The following is an 18,426-nucleotide window of genomic DNA, read 5'->3' on the forward strand; positions in this document are numbered from 1 at the left end:
ACTGGTTGCCAGAGCAGAAACATACAACACTTTCTCAACGAAACGGCACGAGTCGGTCATGTGAATGAGCACAAAGCTTTACTGTTCGTTGACCTGACTTCCTGCCTCCCGCTGTGCCCCAACGCCCCTGAATCGTTCCGCGGCCGATCGTTTGGCACTATTGCCCCTTGTGACCGATCCGATCGAAAGCTCCGAGCTGCTGTGGTGGCAGGACGCCGTCTTCTACCAGATCTATCCCCGGTCGTTCGCGGACTCCAACGGTGACGGCATCGGTGACCTCGACGGAATTCGGGACAAGCTCGGCTACCTCGAACTGCTTGGTATCGACGCCGTCTGGATCGGACCCATCACGCGGTCGCCCATGGCCGATCACGGGTACGACGTGTCCGATCCTCGCGACATCGACCCCTTGTTCGGCAACCTGGAGATCTTCGACGCGTTGGTCGACGAGGCTCATGCGCGCGACATCAAGGTCACGATGGATCTGGTGCCCAATCACACCAGCAGCGAGCACCCGTGGTTCAGATCGGCCCTCACAGCTACGCGCGGTAGTGCCGAACGAGCCCGCTACATCTTTCGAGACGGACGGGGTGACGACGGTTCGCAGCCACCGAACAACTGGCCGAGCATCTTCGGTGGCCCGGCCTGGACCCGCATCACCGAGCCCGACGGGTCCCCCGGCCAGTGGTACCTGCACATCTTCGCGCCCGAGCAGCCGGATCTGAACTGGGACAATCCCGAGGTGTTCGAGGACTTCGCGCGCACCCTGCGATTCTGGCTCTCCCGCGGCGTCGACGGCTTCCGACTCGACGTGGCGCACGGTATGGCCAAACCGATGGACCTGGCCGACATGAGTCTCGAACTGAACGCGTTGATGAAGAACGACGACGACGATCCCCGATTCAACAACCCTAGGGTCCACGAGCTGCATCGACGCATCAGAGCCGTCATGGACGAATTCCCCGACGCGGTGACCGTGGGCGAGATCTGGGTGCAGGACAACGTGCGGTTCTCCGAATACATCCGGCCCGACGAGCTGCACCTGGGCTTCAACTTCCGGCTGGCCAGTGTCGATTTCGATGCGTCGACCATCCGCGACGCCATCTCCAATTCCCTCGCCGCTGTCGAACTGGTCGCCGGAACTCCCACGTGGACATTGTCGAACCACGACGTCGAGCGCGAAGTCACCCGGTACGGCGGTGGGGACCGGGGTCGGGCGCGCTCCCGCGCCATGATTCTCGTCGAATTGGCCCTTCCCGGAACAATTTTCGTGTACAACGGTGCCGAGCTCGGGTTGCCCAACGTGCAATTGCCCGACAGCGCGTTGCAGGATCCGGTGTGGGAGCGATCCGGGCATGCCGAACGTGGCCGAGACGGCTGTCGGGTGCCGATGCCCTGGGAGGGACACTCACCGCCCTTCGGATTCTCCTCCACGGATCGAACCTGGTTGCCGATCCCGCCGGAGTGGGACGGGTACACCGCCGAGGCGCAACTCGAGGACGTCGATTCGATGCTGAGCCTCTACCGGACGGCCTTCGAACTGCGGGCGCTGCGTCCGGAATTCACCGGCACCGGAATCGATTGGTACGGATCACCTCCCGGCTGCCTGGCGTTTCGCCGAAGCGGGGGTCTGATCTGTGCCCTGAACGCGTCGGAGGAGTCGATCCCGCTGCCTCCCGGCGAGTTGCTGCTGGCCAGTGCCCCGCTGGTGGACGGCAAACTTCCGGCGAACGCTGCTGCGTGGCTCGTCTAACGCTCGACGGTGAGCGACAACTGCTGTCCCGCCCGACGAGCGAAGATCGACCCGTAGCGGGCATCGAGGCGTAGCCACACCTTCGACACGCGCACCCGAACGACCTCGTCGGGTGCGATTCGATCCGGGTCGATGTCGACGGTCAACGGATCGCTGCCACTGTGCGGAACGAAACCCATTGCGGTGAGGGCGAACACCGTCCGCATGGAGATCGACACGTCGTCGGCGTCACCGGCGACGTGGAGAACTTCCTGTTCGAGCAACGAACTCGGCGGGCCGTGGCTGCTGCCGTGCTCCTTGGCCAGTGCGACGCCGCGTTGCGCGAGCCCCACGAGCACCCTGGCGGGCACATCGTCGAGATGGTCGAATCCGCCGTCCGGCGGCAGGGCACCGCGCCACGCGGAATCCATCGAGAACCCCGGGTCGATCACACCGTCGACCGCCTGCGCCGCCGCCGCAACCAACACGTCGGCACCGGCACTGGTGTCGTCGGGCACCACGGTTCCGGTGATCACCCGCGCTGCCAGCGCATCGAAACCCGTTGCTGCCCAACACGAAACACCGCCACCCGCTCGGGTCCGCATACGGATCACCGCAGCTTCGTCCAGACGCAGCGCCCTGCTGCAGAACGTCGCGAGGTTCTCCCGCTCGACCGCGTCGGGAACGGTCAGTACGCGCTCATACACGCTGCCAGCTCATCAAGAACTCGCGCTCGGTCGGGGTGAGTCGACGCAACCGCTGCGCATCGATGTCGAACGCCGCGATCTGCGTCGAGGCCACGACGGCGGCAGGGGTGTCCAGCGAGGCACCCCTGGCCCGCACCTCGTAGCCGACGACGAAGTCCACCGCCCGCACCGCATCGATCCACATGAAGACATCGAGGGGGCCGTCCTCGTGCCGGAGCTGGCCTCGATACTTCACGTGCAGATCCGCGATCACCGCTCCGTGACGCAGGTTCGCCGTGGGCCTCCCGTCCACCAACAGCCACGGAATGCGGGCCTCTTCGAGGAGAGTGACCATCCGGGCATGGTTGATGTGTTGGTACACATCCATGTCCGACCACCGCACGTCCACGGTGGCATGGAAGCCCACTCGCGCGGTTGCAGGTCGCTGGTCGGACAGATGGGCGTCGGGCACACTCACGTGGTCAATCCCTCTTCTCGGTCGAGTGTCGTCGTTTTCGGCAGTTGCGACGTGGTGCGGAAGGTCATGACACCGTGTCGATCACGGCACCATGTCGGTCACGGCACCATGTTGCGCACCTGTCGGGCAGCGACCGACAGGGTGGCCAGGTCGAGGGTTCCCGACTCGGCGATCTCGGTCAATGCCGCGCGAGACCTCGCGAGCCGGGACGAGTTGGTCGACTCCCATTCCGCGATCTTCTCCGCTACCGACTCCTCCGGCTCGCCGCCTGCCAGTACGGCCTGCGTGATTCCCCGGAGAGAGGAGTACAGGTCGTCGCGAAGGGCCAAGCGCGCCAACGAGTGCCAGCGATCTCCACGAGCCAGCTTGGAGACGGCAGTGAGCAACCAGTCGATACCGATGTGCGCGTCCAGGGCGAAATAGAGCTCGGCGACCTCGGCTCCGTCCCGATCCACGATGTCGGCGATGTCGATGATGTCGAGCAGGCAGTACACGTCGAGCAACCCGTAGATCCGACGAGCCAGGTCGGCCGGCGCGCCGCGTTCGATCGCCGCAGCCGATCGCGAGTCCAGGTCGCTGGCTTGATGCCCGGAGATCCACGTCGACACCGACGGTTGCAGTGCCCGCACCTGGCCGGCGTACCGGCTGATCTCGGCTCCGACGGCCAGCGGCTGGGGACGGTTGGCGAGCAGCCACCGCGAGACGCGGTCGAGCATGCGGCGCGACTCGAGCAACAGTTCGGCCGAGACCGCTGTCGGCACGTCCGCGGCCCTGATCGAGTTCCACACCTCGTCGAGTCCGAATATCTCGGTGGCGGCCGCGAACGCGCGAATGGCATCGGTGCCTGCCGCACCCGAATCCTCGGTCAATCTGTAGGGGAACGTGATGCCGCCGCAGTCGATGGCCTCGTTGGCCAGCGTCGTGGCCACCAGCTGCCGCCGGAGCGGATGTGCGGTGATCGCGTCGGCATACGGCTCGCGCAGCGGCTCGGGGAAGTACTTGGGTAGCCGCGGAGCGAAAACGTCGCTGTCGGGGAGTTCGCTGTCGAGCAACTCCGCTTCCAACGCCAACTTCACGTGAGCCATCAACGTCGCCAGTTCCGGCGAGGTCAATCCTCGGCCGTCCTGCTTGCGTCGACGCAGGTCCGCCTCGGTCGGTAGCGCCTCGAGCTCTCGGTCGAGTCCGCGGCGCACTTCCAGATCCTCGATCACCCGACTGTGCACCGTGACCAGGCTCGGTGCGTCGAACCTCGATGTGCCGAGCAGCTCGTTCTGCATGATGTTGTCCCACAACACCAATCTGCCCACCTCGTCGGTCATGGACGCGAGCAGCTCGTCTCGATCCTCGCGCGCCAGGTTGCCGTTGGTGATGGCCGTTTCCAACAGGATCTTGATGTTGACCTCGTGATCGGAGCAGTCGACACCCGCCGAGTTGTCCACGGCGTCGGTGTTGATCTTGCCTCCGGCAGCGGCGTATTCGATGCGGCCCAGGGCGGTGGCTCCGAGGTTGCCGCCCTCCCCCACCACTGCGGCGCGGACGTCGATTCCGTCGACCCTGACCATGTCGTTGGCCTTGTCGCCGACCTCGGCATTGGTCTCGGTCGATGCCTTGATGTACGTGCCGATTCCGCCGTTCCACAGCAGATCGGCCGGGGCCCGAAGGATTGCGTTCACCAGCTCCGGCGGAGACAGCGCGTCGACGGAATCGCCCAGCCCCAAGGCGGCACGTGCGGCCGCACTGATCGGGACGGACTTGCGGGTCCGTTCCCACACTCCACCGCCCGCACTGATGAGCGAGGTGTCGTAGTCCGCCCACGACGACCGCGGCAGTGCGAACAACCGCTCCCGCTCGGCGAACGAGGACTCACGCTCGGGGTCGGGATCGAGGAAGATGTGCCGGTGATCGAACGCGGCGAGCAGGCGAATGTGCCGGCTGAGCAACATGCCGTTGCCGAACACGTCCCCGCTCATGTCGCCGACACCGACGACGGTGAAATCCTGTCTCTGCGTGTCGATTCCGAGCTCACGGAAGTGGCGTTTGACGCTCTCCCACGCACCCTTGGCGGTGATGCCCATGGCTTTGTGGTCGTAGCCGGCCGAACCACCGGAGGCGAAGGCGTCGCCGAGCCAGAAGCCGTACTTCGCGGCCACGTCGTTGGCCATGTCGGAGAACGTCGCGGTGCCCTTGTCCGCGGCAACGACGAGGTAGGTGTCGTCTCCGTCGCGGCGTACGACGCCGGTGGGAACCGTCACCGTTCCGGTGGCACGGTCGAGATTGTCGGTGATGTCGAGCAACCCGGCGATGAACAGCCGATAGCAGGCCTTGCCTTCCTCGGCATGGGCCTGACGATCTCGATCGGCGTCACCGGTCACGATGGGGGGCCGCTTGACGACGAATCCGCCTTTGGCTCCGACCGGCACGATGACGGCGTTCTTGACCATCTGGGCTTTGGCGAGTCCGAGGATCTCGGTCCGAAAGTCCTCACGTCGATCCGACCAGCGCAGTCCGCCGCGGGCCACGGCCCCGAACCGCAGGTGCACACCTTCGACGCGGGGTGAGTACACGAAGATCTCGAACTTCGGCTTCGGCTTGGGCAATTCGGCGATCGACTGCGGGTCGAACTTGAGCGAGAGGTACTCGCGATGTTCGCCGTCGACTCCCACCACGAAGTAGTTGGTTCGCAAGGTCGCGCGAATCAGCTCGAACATGCTGCGCAGGATTCGGTCGGCATCGAGGCTGACGACTTCGTCGATCAGTTCCCCCAGCTGGGTGCCGATCGACTGCGCGTTCTCCTCCGAGCTCGCCTCGGGATCGAACTGCGCCTCGAACAACCCGACCAACAGCCGAGCGGTGCGCGGATGCGTCAGCAGCACACCTTCGATGTTGAACTGACTGTAGGGAAAACCGGCCTGGCGCAGATACTTCGCGTAGGCGCGCAACACCACGGCCTGCCGCCAGTGCAGGCCCGCGCGCATGACCAGCTCGTTGAACCGGTCTGCCTCGGCCGCGCCGCTCCACACCGCCGCGAACGCGTCGGTGAACCGGTGCTGCACTCGGCTCTCACGATCGGCGGTGCCTGCCTCGGACAATTCCGCATCGATGTCACCGTCGATTGCCGAGCGCAGCATCTCGCGCGAGGCGGAGAGTCCGAAATCGTATATCCAGCAAGACATTCCGTCCGGCCGAACCACGGGGTACGGTCGTTCATCGTCGACCTCGACGCCGAGGCTCTGCAGAATGGGCAGCACCTGCGACAGCGAGACGCCCGCGCCGCCGATGTACAACGAGAACCGCCAACTGCCAACGGCGGACTGCTCGTTGCGGTAGAGCTGCATGTCGATCGACTCGGCACCGAGCCCTTCGAGGCGCGCGATGTCGGTGACCGCCCGAGCCGGACTGAAATCCTGCTTGTAGGCCTCGGGGAACGCCTCGGTGTACCGCTGAATCCGCAGCGGGTCGACCGTACGGTCGAGCGAGACTGCGTCGCCGAGGGAATCCTCCCAGGTTCTGGTGGTCTCGGTCAGCGCCGCCTCGATCCGGGTGATGTCCTCGGCACCGAGCTCCGTCGACGCCGTTCCCGGTGCGCGACGAACGGTCACGTGCAACAGCGCCAGGTCCGATTCCGTCACGCGCGCTGTGTAGTCGAGAGAGGTACCACCGAGTTCGCGGAGCAACCGATCCTGGATGGCGAGACGCACACGGGTGGTGTAACGATCGCGCGGCAGGTACACCAGGGCGGAGACGAAGGAGCCGCTGGCGTCGGGCCGGACGAACAGTTTGACCTTGCGCCGACGACCAAGTGCCAGAACAGCACTCGCGGTCTCGAACAGCCAGGCCGCAGAGGTGGCGAACAGTTCCGAGCGCGGCATCGACTGCAGCACCTCGAGCATCGCCTGACCGGAGAACGACCCGAGATCGTGGCCTGCGCGGGCGATCACCGATCGAACCCGACGCTCGATCACCGGAATGTCGAGCACGTTCTCGTGCAGCGCCGTGACGGTGAAGACGCCGACGAAGCGGTGCTCGGCGGAGTTCTCGTTGTCGAGAACACTCACGAAGTAGGGGTAGACCGCGCGGTGCACCGTGGCCGGACTCGCACCCTGCGTCAGGGTCACCAGATCGCGCTGACCGAGGGGTTCCGAGCCGTCCACCTCGTGCGCCGCGTCGCGCAGGACACCGAGACTGCTCGACTCGTCGCCGGTGGCCGTCCGTGCGCCGTCGACTCCGTCGATCCGGTAGCGGCGGTAGCCGAGGAGCGTGTAATGGCCGTCGCCCAGCCAACGCAGCAACGCGGCGGCGTCGCAATGATCGACGGCGATGTCGGACTCCGGATCACCGGCCCGCTGGGCCGCTCCGTCGAGCAGATCGGCGACTTCGGCCTGCACCCGACGCATTCGATCGGTGTCGCCGACCACCTGACGCACGTCGGCCAACACCCGGCGCGCCTCCGACTCGACGCGGGCGAGCGCGTCCTCGGACGTGGCGGGATGCAGCTGAACGTGAATCCAGGATTCGCGTCGACCGTCGGCGGTCAGGCCCGTCAGCTTGCCGTCGCCGTCGCGGGCCACCGAGAGGATGGGATGAACCACGTCGGTGTACTCGATGCCGAGTCGGGAGAGCAGCGAGATGACCGATTCGACGAGGAGCGGCATGTCGTCGGTGACAATCTGCAGGTAGCTGCCCGCGGCCCGATGTGCGGCAGAACTCGACTCACTCGGTCGGTGAACCGCCACGTTCGCGGTCTCGGGACGCCGCTGCGCGGCCAACCGGACGTGCCGATGAAAGGAGGTGGTGTCGGGGCTGTGCGCGGACGCTCCGACGGCCGTCGTGTCCACGTGCTCGAAGTACTCGGCACGCAGGGTCGCCAGCTCGGCCAGGAGTCGGTCGTCGAGCCCGTCGGCCCAATCGTTGTCGGGCAGGTCCAGCGAGCGTGGCATGGTGTTCGAGTACTCCCTCGTGAGGATTTTCCCGACGCCCGCCGATCGCCGGTCGTCGATGACTACTCGACCTTAGTGTCGAACACCCCGATACCGCAGTGACCTCGCAGACCCAGCGCGTGGCGAACTGCGCGACGGCTCTATTCGACGTGCAGGTACTCGGTGAGCAGTCCCCGCTCGTGCTCGTCCAGAGGACGCGACGACGAGGTGGCGAGATCGAACGCGACCATCGTCGCCTCGGCATCCGCGCACACTTTTCCGTCGCGGTCGGTCACAACGTGCCGGACGCCGTAGGAGGTGGTCCCGATACGCGTGACCCACAGCTCGATCGTCAACGGTCCGGAGTCGTCGAGAATCGGGTGCAGAAAATCGGTGACGAGCTTTCGGACCACGGCCGCACCCCGTTGCTTCGAGCCTCCCAGGACCGCGTTCAGAAACTGAACGCGGCCTTCCTGGAGGTATTCGACGAAGCGGGTGTTGTTGACGTGGCCGAGGCGATCGGAATCTCCCCACCGCACCTGGAGCGTGCAGGTGAAGGTCTTTCCTGCCACGTCAGTCCCTGGTCAGCTTCCGGTGTGTGACGCGATGCGGACGGGCCGCGTCGGGTCCGAGGCGTTCGACCTTGTTGGCCTCGTAGCCCTCGAAGTTGCCCTCGTACCAGTACCACGCGGCTTCGTTGTCGCCGAAGCCACCTTCCCAGGCCAGGATGTGCGTGCAGGTGCGGTCCAGGAACCACCGGTCGTGCGAGATGACCACGGCGCAACCGGGGAATTCCTCGAGAGCGTTCTCGAGCGATCCGAGTGTTTCGACGTCGAGGTCGTTGGTCGGTTCGTCGAGCAGGATCAGGTTGCCGCCCTGCTTGAGTGTCATCGCCAGGTTCAGACGGTTGCGCTCACCGCCGGACAGAACTCCTGCAGGCTTCTGCTGATCGTGACCCTTGAACCCGAACGAACTGATGTACGCGCGGGACGGGAACTCGGAGTTGCCGACGGTGATGAAGTCGAGGCCGTCGGAGACCGTCTCCCACACCGTCTTCTTCGAGTCGATACCCGACCGGTTCTGGTCGACGTAGCTGAGTTTGACCGTCTGTCCGATCTTGACCTCACCGCCGTCCGGCTCCTCGAGCCCGACGATCGTCTTGAACAGCGTCGTCTTACCGACACCGTTGGGGCCGATGACGCCGACGATGCCGTTGCGGGGCAACGTGAACGAGAGATCCTTGATCAGCACGCGGCCGTCGAAGCCCTTGTCCAGGCTCTTGACCTCCACCACGACGTCGCCGAGGCGCGGCGGGTTGGGGATCTGGATCTCGTCGAAGTCGAGCTTCCTGGTCTTCTCGGCCTCGGCCACCATCTCGTCGTAACGAGCCAGACGAGACTTGCTCTTGGCCTGACGCGCCTTGGCACCGGAGCGAACCCAGGCGAGCTCATCCTTGAGGCGCTTCTGCAGCTTCTGGTCCTTCTTGCCCGATACCTCGAGGCGTTCGGCCTTCTTCTCCAGGTACGTGGAGTAGTTGCCCTCGTACGGGTACAGGTGTCCGCGGTCGACCTCGGCGATCCACTGCGCCACGTGGTCGAGGAAGTACCGGTCGTGTGTGACGGCGAGAATTGCACCCGAGTACGCGGCCAGGTGCTGCTCGAGCCAGAGCACGCTCTCGGCGTCGAGGTGGTTGGTCGGCTCGTCGAGCAGCAGCAGGTCCGGCTTGCTCAGCAGCAGCTTGCACAGCGCCACGCGACGCTTCTCACCACCGGAGAGGTTGGTGACAGGCGACTCGGGCGGCGGGCAGCGCAGCGCGTCCATCGCCTGTTCGAGCTGGGAGTCGATCTCCCAGGCATCGGCGTGGTCGAGCTTTTCCTGCAGCTCGCCCATCTCTTCCATCAGCTCGTCGGAGTAGTCGGTGGCCATCAGCTCGGCGATCTCGTTGTACCGCTTGAGCTGGACCATCGTCTCGCCGAGGCCGTCCTCGACGTTCTCACGAACGGTCTTGGTGTCGTCGAGGACCGGTTCCTGCATGAGGATGCCGACCGAGGCACCGGGAGCGAGGAACGCCTCACCGTTTCCGGGCTGATCGATTCCCGCCATGATCTTGAGGATGCTGGACTTACCGGCGCCGTTGGGGCCGACGACGCCGATCTTCGCTCCCGGATAGAAGCTCATCGTCACGTCGTCGAGGATGACTTTGTCGCCGTGCGCCTTGCGCACCTTCTTCATGGTGTAAATGAATTCAGCCATGACGCCCAGCTTATCGGTGCGAGCGAGTCTCCGGCACCACCGCCCGAGGGCGCAGCCGCCGTCCACACCCGATCGTAGGTTCCGATGCAGCGCGGACGGCGGGTCCCGGGTCTGCGTCAGGCCGGAACGGACTCGCGCACGTCGTCGTCGATGCGGTCGTGATCGCGATCCTCATCCGCGTCCACGGGTTCGGTCGCTCCCGGATCGCCGTCCGTCGCAGCGTCGGATGCCACCGCTCGCGTCCGGTGGATCGAGACGTTGCAGCGCGCGAGATCCGGTCCGACGGCACTGGCCCGCATCTCGAGATCTGCGCGTTCGACTCCGTCACGATTGGTGTACTCGTTGGTGCGTAGCTGTCCGTAGGCGATGATCGGGTCGCCCTTCATCAGCGACGCCCCGACGCCGCGCACCAGGCGACGCCAGCACGTGACCGTCAGGTAGAGGGTTCCACCGTCGGTCCATTCGCCGGTGTTGCGGTCCTGCCGTCGGGCGTTGCTGGCCATCCGGAAGCTGAGGACCTCGTCGCCGGTGGGCGTGGAGCGCTTGACGGGATTGGTGATGACCGTGCCGACCACGGCGCATTGTGCTTCGTACATGCTGTCTTCCCCTCGATCGATGTCGCGTGATTGCGATCGAGTTCGAGACTGCTACGCGGAGAACGTCCGCGGTGAACGAGTCGGCGAAATGTGGACAACTGCCCGGTCTGTGGATGAACGGCCGGAATCGGGGTCCGTGAGAGCCGAGAATGTCGGGGAGGTGTGCTAGTCGGGAATTTCGGCGTACGTGTGGCCGTCGAGCACGGGAACCACGCGGCCCGCAGTGAGCGAAGCAACAAGCGCCGCAGTCGAATCGGCGTCCGGCACCGCGACGGTCAGTACCGCGCACGCGCCGTAGGAGGTGCCGACCACCAGGACTCCGTGCCCCCGCAGTTCCGATTCCACCCGGCCGACCTCGGCGTGATCGAGTTCGAGCGTCATGATCTCGCGTCGCTCCCGGGTCAGGAACGTCGCTCCGGACAGGGCCTCGGTCACCGCGCCGCCGTAGGCACGCGCCAGTCCGCCGGTGCCCAGCTTGGTTCCGCCGAAGTATCTGCTGACGACCGCGACGACGTTGGTCAGGTGATGGCCGCGGAGCACGTCGAGCATCGGTGTACCTGCCGTGCCACCGGGTTCACCGTCGTCGTTGGACCGCTCGACTCGTTGTGCCTCACCCGCGGTGTCGACGCGCAGGTCGGTGGACGACGCGTCGACGATGAACGCCGAACAGTGATGTCCGGCAGCAGGATCGGCCTTGCGAGCTGCGGCGATCACCGCCCGCGCCTCCGCTTCGGTGCTCGCGCGATCGACGACGGCGACGAACCTGGACTTCTTGACGTCGGTCTCGCACTCGACTCGGCTCGCGATGGTGCGCAGTGGGGTCACCCGGTCACTCTCATGCAGCCACACTGTCCACGACATCGTCTGCGGCACGGACCAATTGGGCGTACATGCCGTCGTTCTCGAGCAGGGACTCGTGGGTTCCGACCTCGCGAACGACGCCGTGGTCGAGTACTGCGATGCGGTCCGCGGAGCGCACCGTGGACAGTCGATGCGCGATGAGGATGGTCGTTCGCCCCTCCATCAGGCCGTCGAGCGCGGTTTGCACTGCGCGTTCGGTGCGATTGTCCAGAGCACTGGTCGCTTCGTCGAGCACCAGGATCGGAGGGTTGCGCAGCACCGTTCTGGCGATCGCGATGCGCTGCTTCTCACCGCCCGAGAAGCGGTACCCGCGCTCGCCGACCATGGTGTCGTAGCCGTCGTCGAGGCCGTCGATGAAGTCGTGGATCTGCGCCGTGCGAGCCGCCGCGACGATCTCCTCGTCGGTGGCGTCGGGTTTGGCGAATCGCAGGTTCTCTCGAATGGTGGCGTGGAACAGGTACGTCTCCTGGGAGACGACGCCGACCAGGTCCGCGATCGTCTCCGACGCGAGCTCCCGCAGATCGATGCCGTCGATGGTCACCGTTCCGGCCGTCGGATCGTGCAGCCGCGCAACGAGATAGCCCAGGGTCGTCTTACCGGATCCGGTGGCACCGACCAGGGCGAGAGTGCTTCCGGCCGGGACCTCGAGGTCGATGTCGCTCAAGGTCGGAACCGTCGCCGCGGCGTAGGTGAAGTCGACACCGCGGAATGCGACGTCGCCGCGGACGGTCTCCCGGGGCAGTGCCACCGGGTGGGCGGGCTCGGCCACGTCGATCGGTAGATCGAGGTACTCGAACACGCGACCGAACAGGGCGAGCGAGGCCTGCACCTCGACACCGGTGTTGAGCAACTGCATGGTGGGCCGGAACAACTGGGTCTGCAGAGCGGTGAACGCGACGAGGGTGCCGATCGTCAGCGCGCTCCCCTGCCCGATGGTGATGCCGGCGAACCAGTACACCAGTGCAGGCATGACGGCGAAGCTGATCTGGATGGTGGCCATTCGCCATTTTCCGGCCATCATCGCCGCGAGTTCGACGCCCGCGACCTCGTGGGACCGGGCGGCGAACTTGTCGGTCAGAGCCTGGGCGGAACCGGTGGTCTTGCCCAGCAGAATGCCGCTGACCGACAGTGATTCCTCGATCTGCACCGACAGGTCGCCGAGCAACTTCTGTCGTTTCGTGGAGATCTTGCGCCGCTCGTCGCCGATGCGGCGGGCGACACGGACGAAGACCGGCAGGATGATCAACGAGAACGTGGCGAGCTTCCAGTCCAGCAGGAAGAGTGCGACCACCGTAGCGGCAACGGTCGTGGCGTTCTGCGCGATGGACGTGGCGGTGTTGGTGACCACCGATTGCATGCCGCCGATGTCGTTGGCGATACGTGATTGGACCTCGCCGGTGCGGGTGCGCGCGAAGAACCCGAGGGATTGGCGTTGCAGGTGCGAGTAGACCTGGACGCGAAGATCGTGCATGAGTCGTTGACCGACGCCGTTGGACATCCAGGTCTGTACGACGCCGAGAGTGTTGGTGGCGACTGCAACTGCGATCATGCCGAGTGCGATGAAGCTGACGAGCGTGACGTCGCGGTCGGGTATCGCATGATCGAGGAGTTCGCGAAGAAGCAAGGGGGACGCGAGCGCGATGATCGCGCTGACGACGATGATCGCGCTGACGGCGGCGATCTTGCGGCGGTAGGGCGTGAACAGAGCCAGGACTCGGCGCACGGGTGCTGGATCGGACGCGAGGAGAGAACGTTCGGGTCGGCTTTCCAAGTAGACCTCCGTGGTAGCTGAAGTGCGGGGTCACCGAAGTGATATGCAGAGGCTACCTCACTATGAGGTAACCAACAACCGTCGCTATGATCCGTTGCATGGAAACCGGACACTCGCCCAACCTGAGCGATTCGTTCATGGCCGTTGCGCGGCGCATCCGACGCAGCCACATGGCTGCATTGGAACCGTTCGGCCTCAATCCTTCGCAGAGCCGAGCCCTGCACGTGTTGGCGCGCGAGCCCGAGTCCGTGCGACTACGCGATTTGGCCGAACACCTGCGGATCGTGGCGCGGTCGGCCACCGACATCGTCGACTCCCTCGAGGCGGCGCATCTGGTGACGCGGCAACAGGATCCGAGCGATCGGCGAGCCGTCCTGGTCGAGCTGACCGACACCGGCCGTGCGCTGCTGGACCGGATCGACGACGCACGCCGTCAGGTGTCCTCGGACATGTTCGACGGCCTGGAGCCTGCGGAACGCGTCGAGCTGAACCGACTGTTGAGCAAGATCGCCGAGACGGACTGACCCGAAGGCCGATCAGTGCTCGCCGGTTCGATCGCGTCGAGCGAGCTCGGCGAACATCGCATTGTGCGCGGCCAGATCGGCATCGTGATCGCGCTCGGCGGCGCGGTCACCACGCCTGGCATCCCGATCGTCGCTGCGGGACCACTGGATCAGCAGCGCCAGCATGACGAGCACCAGCGGAACCTCGCCGGTGGCCCAGGCGATACCGCCGCCGAGTTTCTGATCCCCGAGCAGATCGGAGTTCCAATCCAGCCCGAGCGTCCGGTAGAACCAGGCACCCATCACGGTGTTCATACTCATCAGCGCCACGCCGAAGAAGGCATGGAACGGCAGCGAACCGAACACGACTGCGAGTTTGGTGACCGGAGCGATCTTGCGCGGGGACGGATCGACGCCGATGACGGTCCAGTAGAACAGGTAACCGCTGAGCACGAAGTGCAGGTTCATCAGCAGGTGCGCGCCGTGACTGTCCAGTACCGCTCCGAAGATGCCACCGAGATAGAGCACGTAGAAGCCGCCGACGAAGATCAGCGAGGCGACGAGCGGATGGGTCAGGAACTGCGAGATTCGACTGTGCAGTCCGAGCAACAGCCATTCACGAATCCCGGGAACGCCGTCCTTGCCCGCCGCGGGCAGCACCCGCAATGCCAGCGTCAACGCACCACCGAGCGCGAGCAGGACCGGTGCCAGCATCGAGAGCATCATGTGACCGGTCATGTGCACGCTGAACACGGCCGTGGAGTAGCGACCGATTCCCGAGGACGTGCTGATCAGAAGCGTCAGGCAGCCCAGGACCCACGCCACGGTACGGCCGACGGGCCACGCGTCGCCGCGCAGCCGCAGTCGACGAACGCCGATCAGGTACACCACGGCCATGACAATGGCAGCGGTACCGAAGATCAGATCGAAGCGCCAGTCCAGCGCCATTCGCGCGAACGTCGGCGGGCCGCTGAGGTCGTATCCGAGTGCAGCCTCTGTCGGCGTGAGATCGGGGTCGATCTCGGCGGGAGGCGGTGTGCGGCCGAGCCCGACGGCCAGTCCGATGGTCGCCGCGAGGACCAGCACCTCGGCTCCGGCGAAACGAAGCAGCGGCCCGCGGGCCGAGGGATCGGCGACCAGGGCCGGTAGTGCGCGGCGACGCTGCATCCAGCCGAAACCGCCCAGCACGATCAGGGCCACGATCTTGCCCACGATCAGCAGGCCGTAGGTGGTGGTGAACAGGTCGGAGATCGATACGCGAACCAGCGCGTTGATGACGCCACTGATGCCCATCACCACGAAACAGACTCCGGCGATCGTGGAGAATCGGCGAGCCGCGACATCGGCATGCGCACCGTGCCTGCGAACGTGCGCCAGCAGCGCGAACAGTCCGCCCGCCCACAGCGACGCGGCTCCGAGGTGCAGGATCAAGCTGTTGGTGGCGATGTCGTGCGATCCGCCCGCCGAGGAGTGGCCGCTCAGCGCGATCGGCAGCAGCGTCGCCAGGGAGAACCCGAGCAGTGCGGGAGTCCAGGCCCACCGCAACACCGTGCGCGACGCGATGGCGAGCACAACGGCCATGATGGCGGTCCAACGCCAGGCGCTGGCGATCTCCACCTGGTCGAGTGCGACCCACAGGTTCGCCGGCTTGATGGCTTCGGTGAAGGGCTGCCCCGAGGTGTCGGAGAGTGTCAGCGGCACGAGGAGCAACGCGCAGACGGCCCAGACGATCGAGGCGACCGAACCGGTCCGCACGGCGCGGTACCCGTCGACGTCGAGCACGCCGTTCTTCTGCGGCGGTACGAGGAACGCGGCCAGCAGGAACGATCCGATGGCGATGACGGCGGCGATCTCGCCTATCGCCCGTAGGGCAGGTAGACCGTAGGTCGTGGCCGGGCCCGGGTCCGGTATTCCGAGCAACACCAGGGCGTCGGACGCGGAGAGCATCACGATGAGTGCGGCAACCACACCGGCGATGACGCCCGCGGTGACGAACACCGTGGTCGTGGCCGAACGCGGATCCACATCCGCCCGGACATCGTCCGCCTGCAGTTCGGCGGTCGAGGGTTCGGTCTTCTCGAGATCCGGTGTTGCCATACCACCAGAGTAAGAGGTGATCGGCGGTAGCCGAAACGCGAGTCCTACACAGCGTCGTACTTGTCAGTGCTCACGGCCTCGGTCGCGTCGTGGTGGATGCGTCCGCGTCGGGCGCGCAGCGGTTCACCGGTACCGCCCCAACGGTGGGCGATGATCTCCGCGGCGATCGATACCGCTGTCTCCTGCGGCGTCCGCGCCCCGAGGTCGAGCCCGATCGGACTGGCCAGACGAGTGAGTTCGGTCTCTGTCAGACCCGCCGCACGCAACCGAGCCGTGCGGTCGTCGTGGGTACGGCGTGATCCCATCGCGCCGACGAACGCCAGAGAGGGGATGCGCAACGCCACTTCGAGCAGCGGCACGTCGAACTTGGGGTCGTGCGTCAACACACAGACGACAGTGCGTTCGTCCACCTCTCCCGCCGCGAACTGCTCGGACAGATAGTCGTGCGGCCACGCGACCACGACCTGCTCGGCGGCGGGGAACCGCTGCGGGGTCGCGAAGACTGCCCGTGCGTCGCAGACGGTGACGCGGTAGCCGAGAAATGCGCCCTGCTGCGCCACCGCGGCGGCGAAGTCGATGGCTCCGAACACCAGCATCCGCGGCGGCGGAGCGTGGCTCGAGACGAACACCTCCATCCCCTCCCCTCGTCGCTGACCGTCGGGGCCGTAGGTCAGAACAGCCGAACGACCCGCGGCGAGAAGCCCTTTCGCATCGTCGGCCACGGCGGCGTCGGCCCGCGCGCTGCCCAGCGAGCCACGGGTGCCCGATTCTCCGACGACGATCCTTCGGCCGAGCCGTTCCGGATCGGAGTGTGCGACGACGGTGGCCACTGCCACGGGCACGTTGCCGCGAACGTCCGCAACGAGAGCCTCGAATTCGGGAAACGTGTGCCGTGAGATCCGCTGCACGAAGACGTCGAGAGTTCCGCCACAGGTGAGTCCGACGGCAAAAGCGTCGTCGTCGGATATCCCGTATCGCGTGAGAACGGGCGCGCCGGAATCCATCACGTCCTGTGCGAGCTCGTACACTGCACCCTCGACACAACCGCCCGAGACCGATCCGGCAACGGCACCGTCCGAACCGACGACCATCGACGCACCGACCGGACGCGGAGCCGAGTCGAAGGTGCGAACCACCGTCGCGACCGCTGCCACGCCGCCGGACTGCCAGCTGTGCAGCACGTCGTCCAAGATGTCGTGCATCGAACCTCCTTCGGCACAGGTCGGAAGGATTCCGAGAACACCGGCTTCCCTCAGGATGCCAGCTCGCCCCGTGCCTGCTTCGACGGCACGGGCGGAAAGGTACACTCGTCAACCGTGCTCGAGCGGGTCCACCCCGCACGCGCCAGCCTCCGTAGCTCAGGGGATAGAGCAAGGGCCTTCTAATCCCTTGGTCGCAGGTTCGAATCCTGCCGGGGGCACACTCTGACCAGCGGATATGTCGATATACTCCTGGTCCGTTGAACACGCATCGAATAGTTGACTCACGAGGGCCTTCCCATACTCGACAGTGTGTTCGACTAGACTTGGCCTATTCCGACCACTCGGTCGGTACCACGAGAGGCGAAGCTCTTGACTAACCCGAACGCTGAGTACCTTCAAACAGCCAATGCACTGCACCAACAGTTGAGCGCGCTGGGCGCAAACGACCGCGACACGGCGATAGTGTCAGCGATTGCGGCTCTCGAGACCCTCGTTCGCGTTCCGCCTCATGACTCACCCACCATCGATGTCGGGGCACTCGAGGCCAAACTTCCACTGCTACCGATTACGAACGCCGTCAAGAACGCACTCGAGGCCCTCCCGAGCACTGGTGTCGACCGTGGCGTCTATGCAATTGCCGCGCTGAATCGTGCTGGCGTCGTGATCAACGTTTGCGCTGCCCTGGAAGAACGAACAATCGAACTCGAAAAGCGAATTGCACAGATCGAGGGCGCGTAAGGCGCTCGGCATCGAGCTACCGGAGGTCTGAAGATGCCAGAGGACGACAACGAACAACGGATCGGCGAACTGCTCGGCGAGTTGGAGGCGTCGACTGCTGAGCGTTCCCGCCTGAGCGCAGCGGGTGACCGTGCGGGATTCATAGCGAGCGCTGAGCAGTCGCGTGAACGGATCGCCGAACTCATGTCGTCGCTACCTACGGGCGCTCTGGCCGCGATGCAATCGAGACTGGTGCAGGCCGACCGAACGCTGCAGCAACAAATCGAGGAACTCAGGCAGGACTGACCTATCCACGACGCACGAAAGCCCCAGATCCACGGATGCACGCGGGTCTGGGGCTTTGGTGTGCGAGTAAGGCGGCTCGCGTCAATAGAGATCGAGACTGCGGGGTGAGCTTCCGATTCTCCCGCGAGGTGAAGTGTATCCACGCGCTCGCCGACGCGCTGAACGGCAACAAAAAATCAACAATACGGCTATACGGTTTGGCGAAATCGGAGTAGAATTCGAGGCAGTTTTGACCTCGAATTCGGGGTCCAAATACGAACTTTTTCGATTTTTTCAAATCGTACCTGGTCAGCGCTGCTTAGGCCCTG

Annotated in this window: 13 protein-coding genes and 1 tRNA gene; 4 read left to right on the forward strand and 10 right to left on the reverse strand. The window is 65.3% G+C overall.

Annotation, left to right across the window (positions count from 1 at the left end; genetic code table 11):
* Nucleotides 1-169: 169 nt before the first annotated feature.
* Nucleotides 170-1,753 (forward strand): glycoside hydrolase family 13 protein, encoded by a 1,584-nt coding sequence (locus tag CH276_RS02045; RefSeq protein WP_094631067.1) that lies wholly within the window; start codon nt 170-172, stop codon nt 1,751-1,753.
* Here CH276_RS02045 and CH276_RS02050 read toward each other — a convergent pair.
* The 8 genes from CH276_RS02050 to CH276_RS02085 form a co-directional block, all read right to left on the reverse strand.
* On the reverse strand, nt 1,750-2,439 hold the full coding sequence (locus tag CH276_RS02050) for a hypothetical protein (protein ID WP_045194580.1): 690 nt from the start codon (nt 2,437-2,439) through the stop codon (nt 1,750-1,752). The two genes, CH276_RS02045 and CH276_RS02050, sit on opposite strands and share 4 nt — an antisense overlap.
* Entirely contained in the window at nt 2,432-2,896 is a 465-nt protein-coding gene (locus CH276_RS02055; protein WP_052049348.1) for an acyl-CoA thioesterase, read from the reverse strand. The genes CH276_RS02050 and CH276_RS02055 overlap by 8 nt, the downstream gene beginning before the upstream one ends.
* A gap of 98 nt (nt 2,897-2,994) precedes the next feature.
* Nucleotides 2,995-7,833 (reverse strand): NAD-glutamate dehydrogenase, encoded by a 4,839-nt coding sequence (locus CH276_RS02060; RefSeq protein WP_094631066.1) that lies wholly within the window; start codon nt 7,831-7,833, stop codon nt 2,995-2,997.
* Nucleotides 7,834-7,973: 140 nt separating this feature from the next.
* A complete protein-coding gene (locus tag CH276_RS02065; RefSeq protein WP_045194574.1) occupies nt 7,974-8,384 on the reverse strand; it encodes an acyl-CoA thioesterase in 411 nt (136 codons plus the stop codon).
* A 1-nt stretch (nt 8,385) separates the two neighbouring features.
* Nucleotides 8,386-10,065, reverse strand: a complete 1,680-nt coding sequence (gene ettA / locus CH276_RS02070) for an energy-dependent translational throttle protein EttA (protein WP_032394612.1) — start codon at nt 10,063-10,065, stop codon at nt 8,386-8,388.
* A gap of 116 nt (nt 10,066-10,181) precedes the next feature.
* On the reverse strand, nt 10,182-10,661 hold the full coding sequence (locus tag CH276_RS02075) for a single-stranded DNA-binding protein (RefSeq protein ID WP_094631065.1): 480 nt from the start codon (nt 10,659-10,661) through the stop codon (nt 10,182-10,184).
* 165 nt (nt 10,662-10,826) lie between these two features.
* On the reverse strand, nt 10,827-11,486 hold the full coding sequence (locus CH276_RS02080) for an IMPACT family protein (protein WP_254924272.1): 660 nt from the start codon (nt 11,484-11,486) through the stop codon (nt 10,827-10,829).
* A gap of 10 nt (nt 11,487-11,496) precedes the next feature.
* Nucleotides 11,497-13,245: an ABC transporter ATP-binding protein gene (locus CH276_RS02085; protein WP_094631064.1), complete on the reverse strand. Its 1,749-nt coding sequence runs from the start codon at nt 13,243-13,245 to the stop codon at nt 11,497-11,499.
* A 146-nt stretch (nt 13,246-13,391) separates the two neighbouring features.
* Between CH276_RS02085 and CH276_RS02090 the strand changes: the two genes are divergently transcribed.
* On the forward strand, nt 13,392-13,817 hold the full coding sequence (locus CH276_RS02090; RefSeq protein WP_254924271.1) for a MarR family winged helix-turn-helix transcriptional regulator: 426 nt from the start codon (nt 13,392-13,394) through the stop codon (nt 13,815-13,817).
* A gap of 12 nt (nt 13,818-13,829) precedes the next feature.
* Here the strand turns inward: CH276_RS02090 and CH276_RS02095 are convergent, their stop codons facing one another.
* Together CH276_RS02095 and CH276_RS02100 are read right to left on the reverse strand one after the other, a co-directional pair.
* Nucleotides 13,830-15,893 (reverse strand): cytochrome c oxidase assembly protein, encoded by a 2,064-nt coding sequence (locus CH276_RS02095; protein WP_045194568.1) that lies wholly within the window; start codon nt 15,891-15,893, stop codon nt 13,830-13,832.
* A 44-nt stretch (nt 15,894-15,937) separates the two neighbouring features.
* A complete protein-coding gene (locus CH276_RS02100) occupies nt 15,938-17,095 on the reverse strand; it encodes an XdhC family protein (RefSeq protein WP_094631117.1) in 1,158 nt (385 codons plus the stop codon).
* 145 nt (nt 17,096-17,240) lie between these two features.
* On the opposite strand from CH276_RS02100, the gene CH276_RS02105 reads away from it, so the two are divergent.
* Both CH276_RS02105 and CH276_RS02115 read left to right on the forward strand, forming a co-directional pair.
* Nucleotides 17,241-17,313: transfer RNA gene (locus CH276_RS02105), tRNA-Arg, on the forward strand.
* 553 nt (nt 17,314-17,866) lie between these two features.
* Nucleotides 17,867-18,118, forward strand: a complete 252-nt coding sequence (locus CH276_RS02115) for a hypothetical protein (RefSeq protein ID WP_094631062.1) — start codon at nt 17,867-17,869, stop codon at nt 18,116-18,118.
* Nucleotides 18,119-18,426: the final 308 nt, after the last annotated feature.

It is taken from the genome of Rhodococcus sp. 06-470-2 (assembly GCF_002258235.1).
Taxonomy (GTDB): domain Bacteria; phylum Actinomycetota; class Actinomycetes; order Mycobacteriales; family Mycobacteriaceae; genus Rhodococcoides.

Excerpts from the sequence above, each read along its gene's own strand:
- CH276_RS02060 (WP_094631066.1), bottom strand. The coding sequence starts at position 7,833 with ATGCCACGCTCGCTGGACCTGCCCGACAACGATTGGGCCGACGGGCTC.
- ettA (WP_032394612.1), bottom strand. The coding sequence starts at position 10,065 with ATGGCTGAATTCATTTACACCATGAAGAAGGTGCGCAAGGCGCACGGC.
- CH276_RS02075 (WP_094631065.1), bottom strand. The coding sequence starts at position 10,661 with ATGTACGAAGCACAATGCGCCGTGGTCGGCACGGTCATCACCAATCCC.
- CH276_RS02090 (WP_254924271.1), top strand. The coding sequence starts at position 13,392 with ATGGAAACCGGACACTCGCCCAACCTGAGCGATTCGTTCATGGCCGTT.
- CH276_RS02095 (WP_045194568.1), bottom strand. The coding sequence starts at position 15,893 with ATGGCAACACCGGATCTCGAGAAGACCGAACCCTCGACCGCCGAACTG.
- CH276_RS02100 (WP_094631117.1), bottom strand. The coding sequence starts at position 17,095 with ATGCACGACATCTTGGACGACGTGCTGCACAGCTGGCAGTCCGGCGGC.
- CH276_RS02115 (WP_094631062.1), top strand. The coding sequence starts at position 17,867 with ATGCCAGAGGACGACAACGAACAACGGATCGGCGAACTGCTCGGCGAG.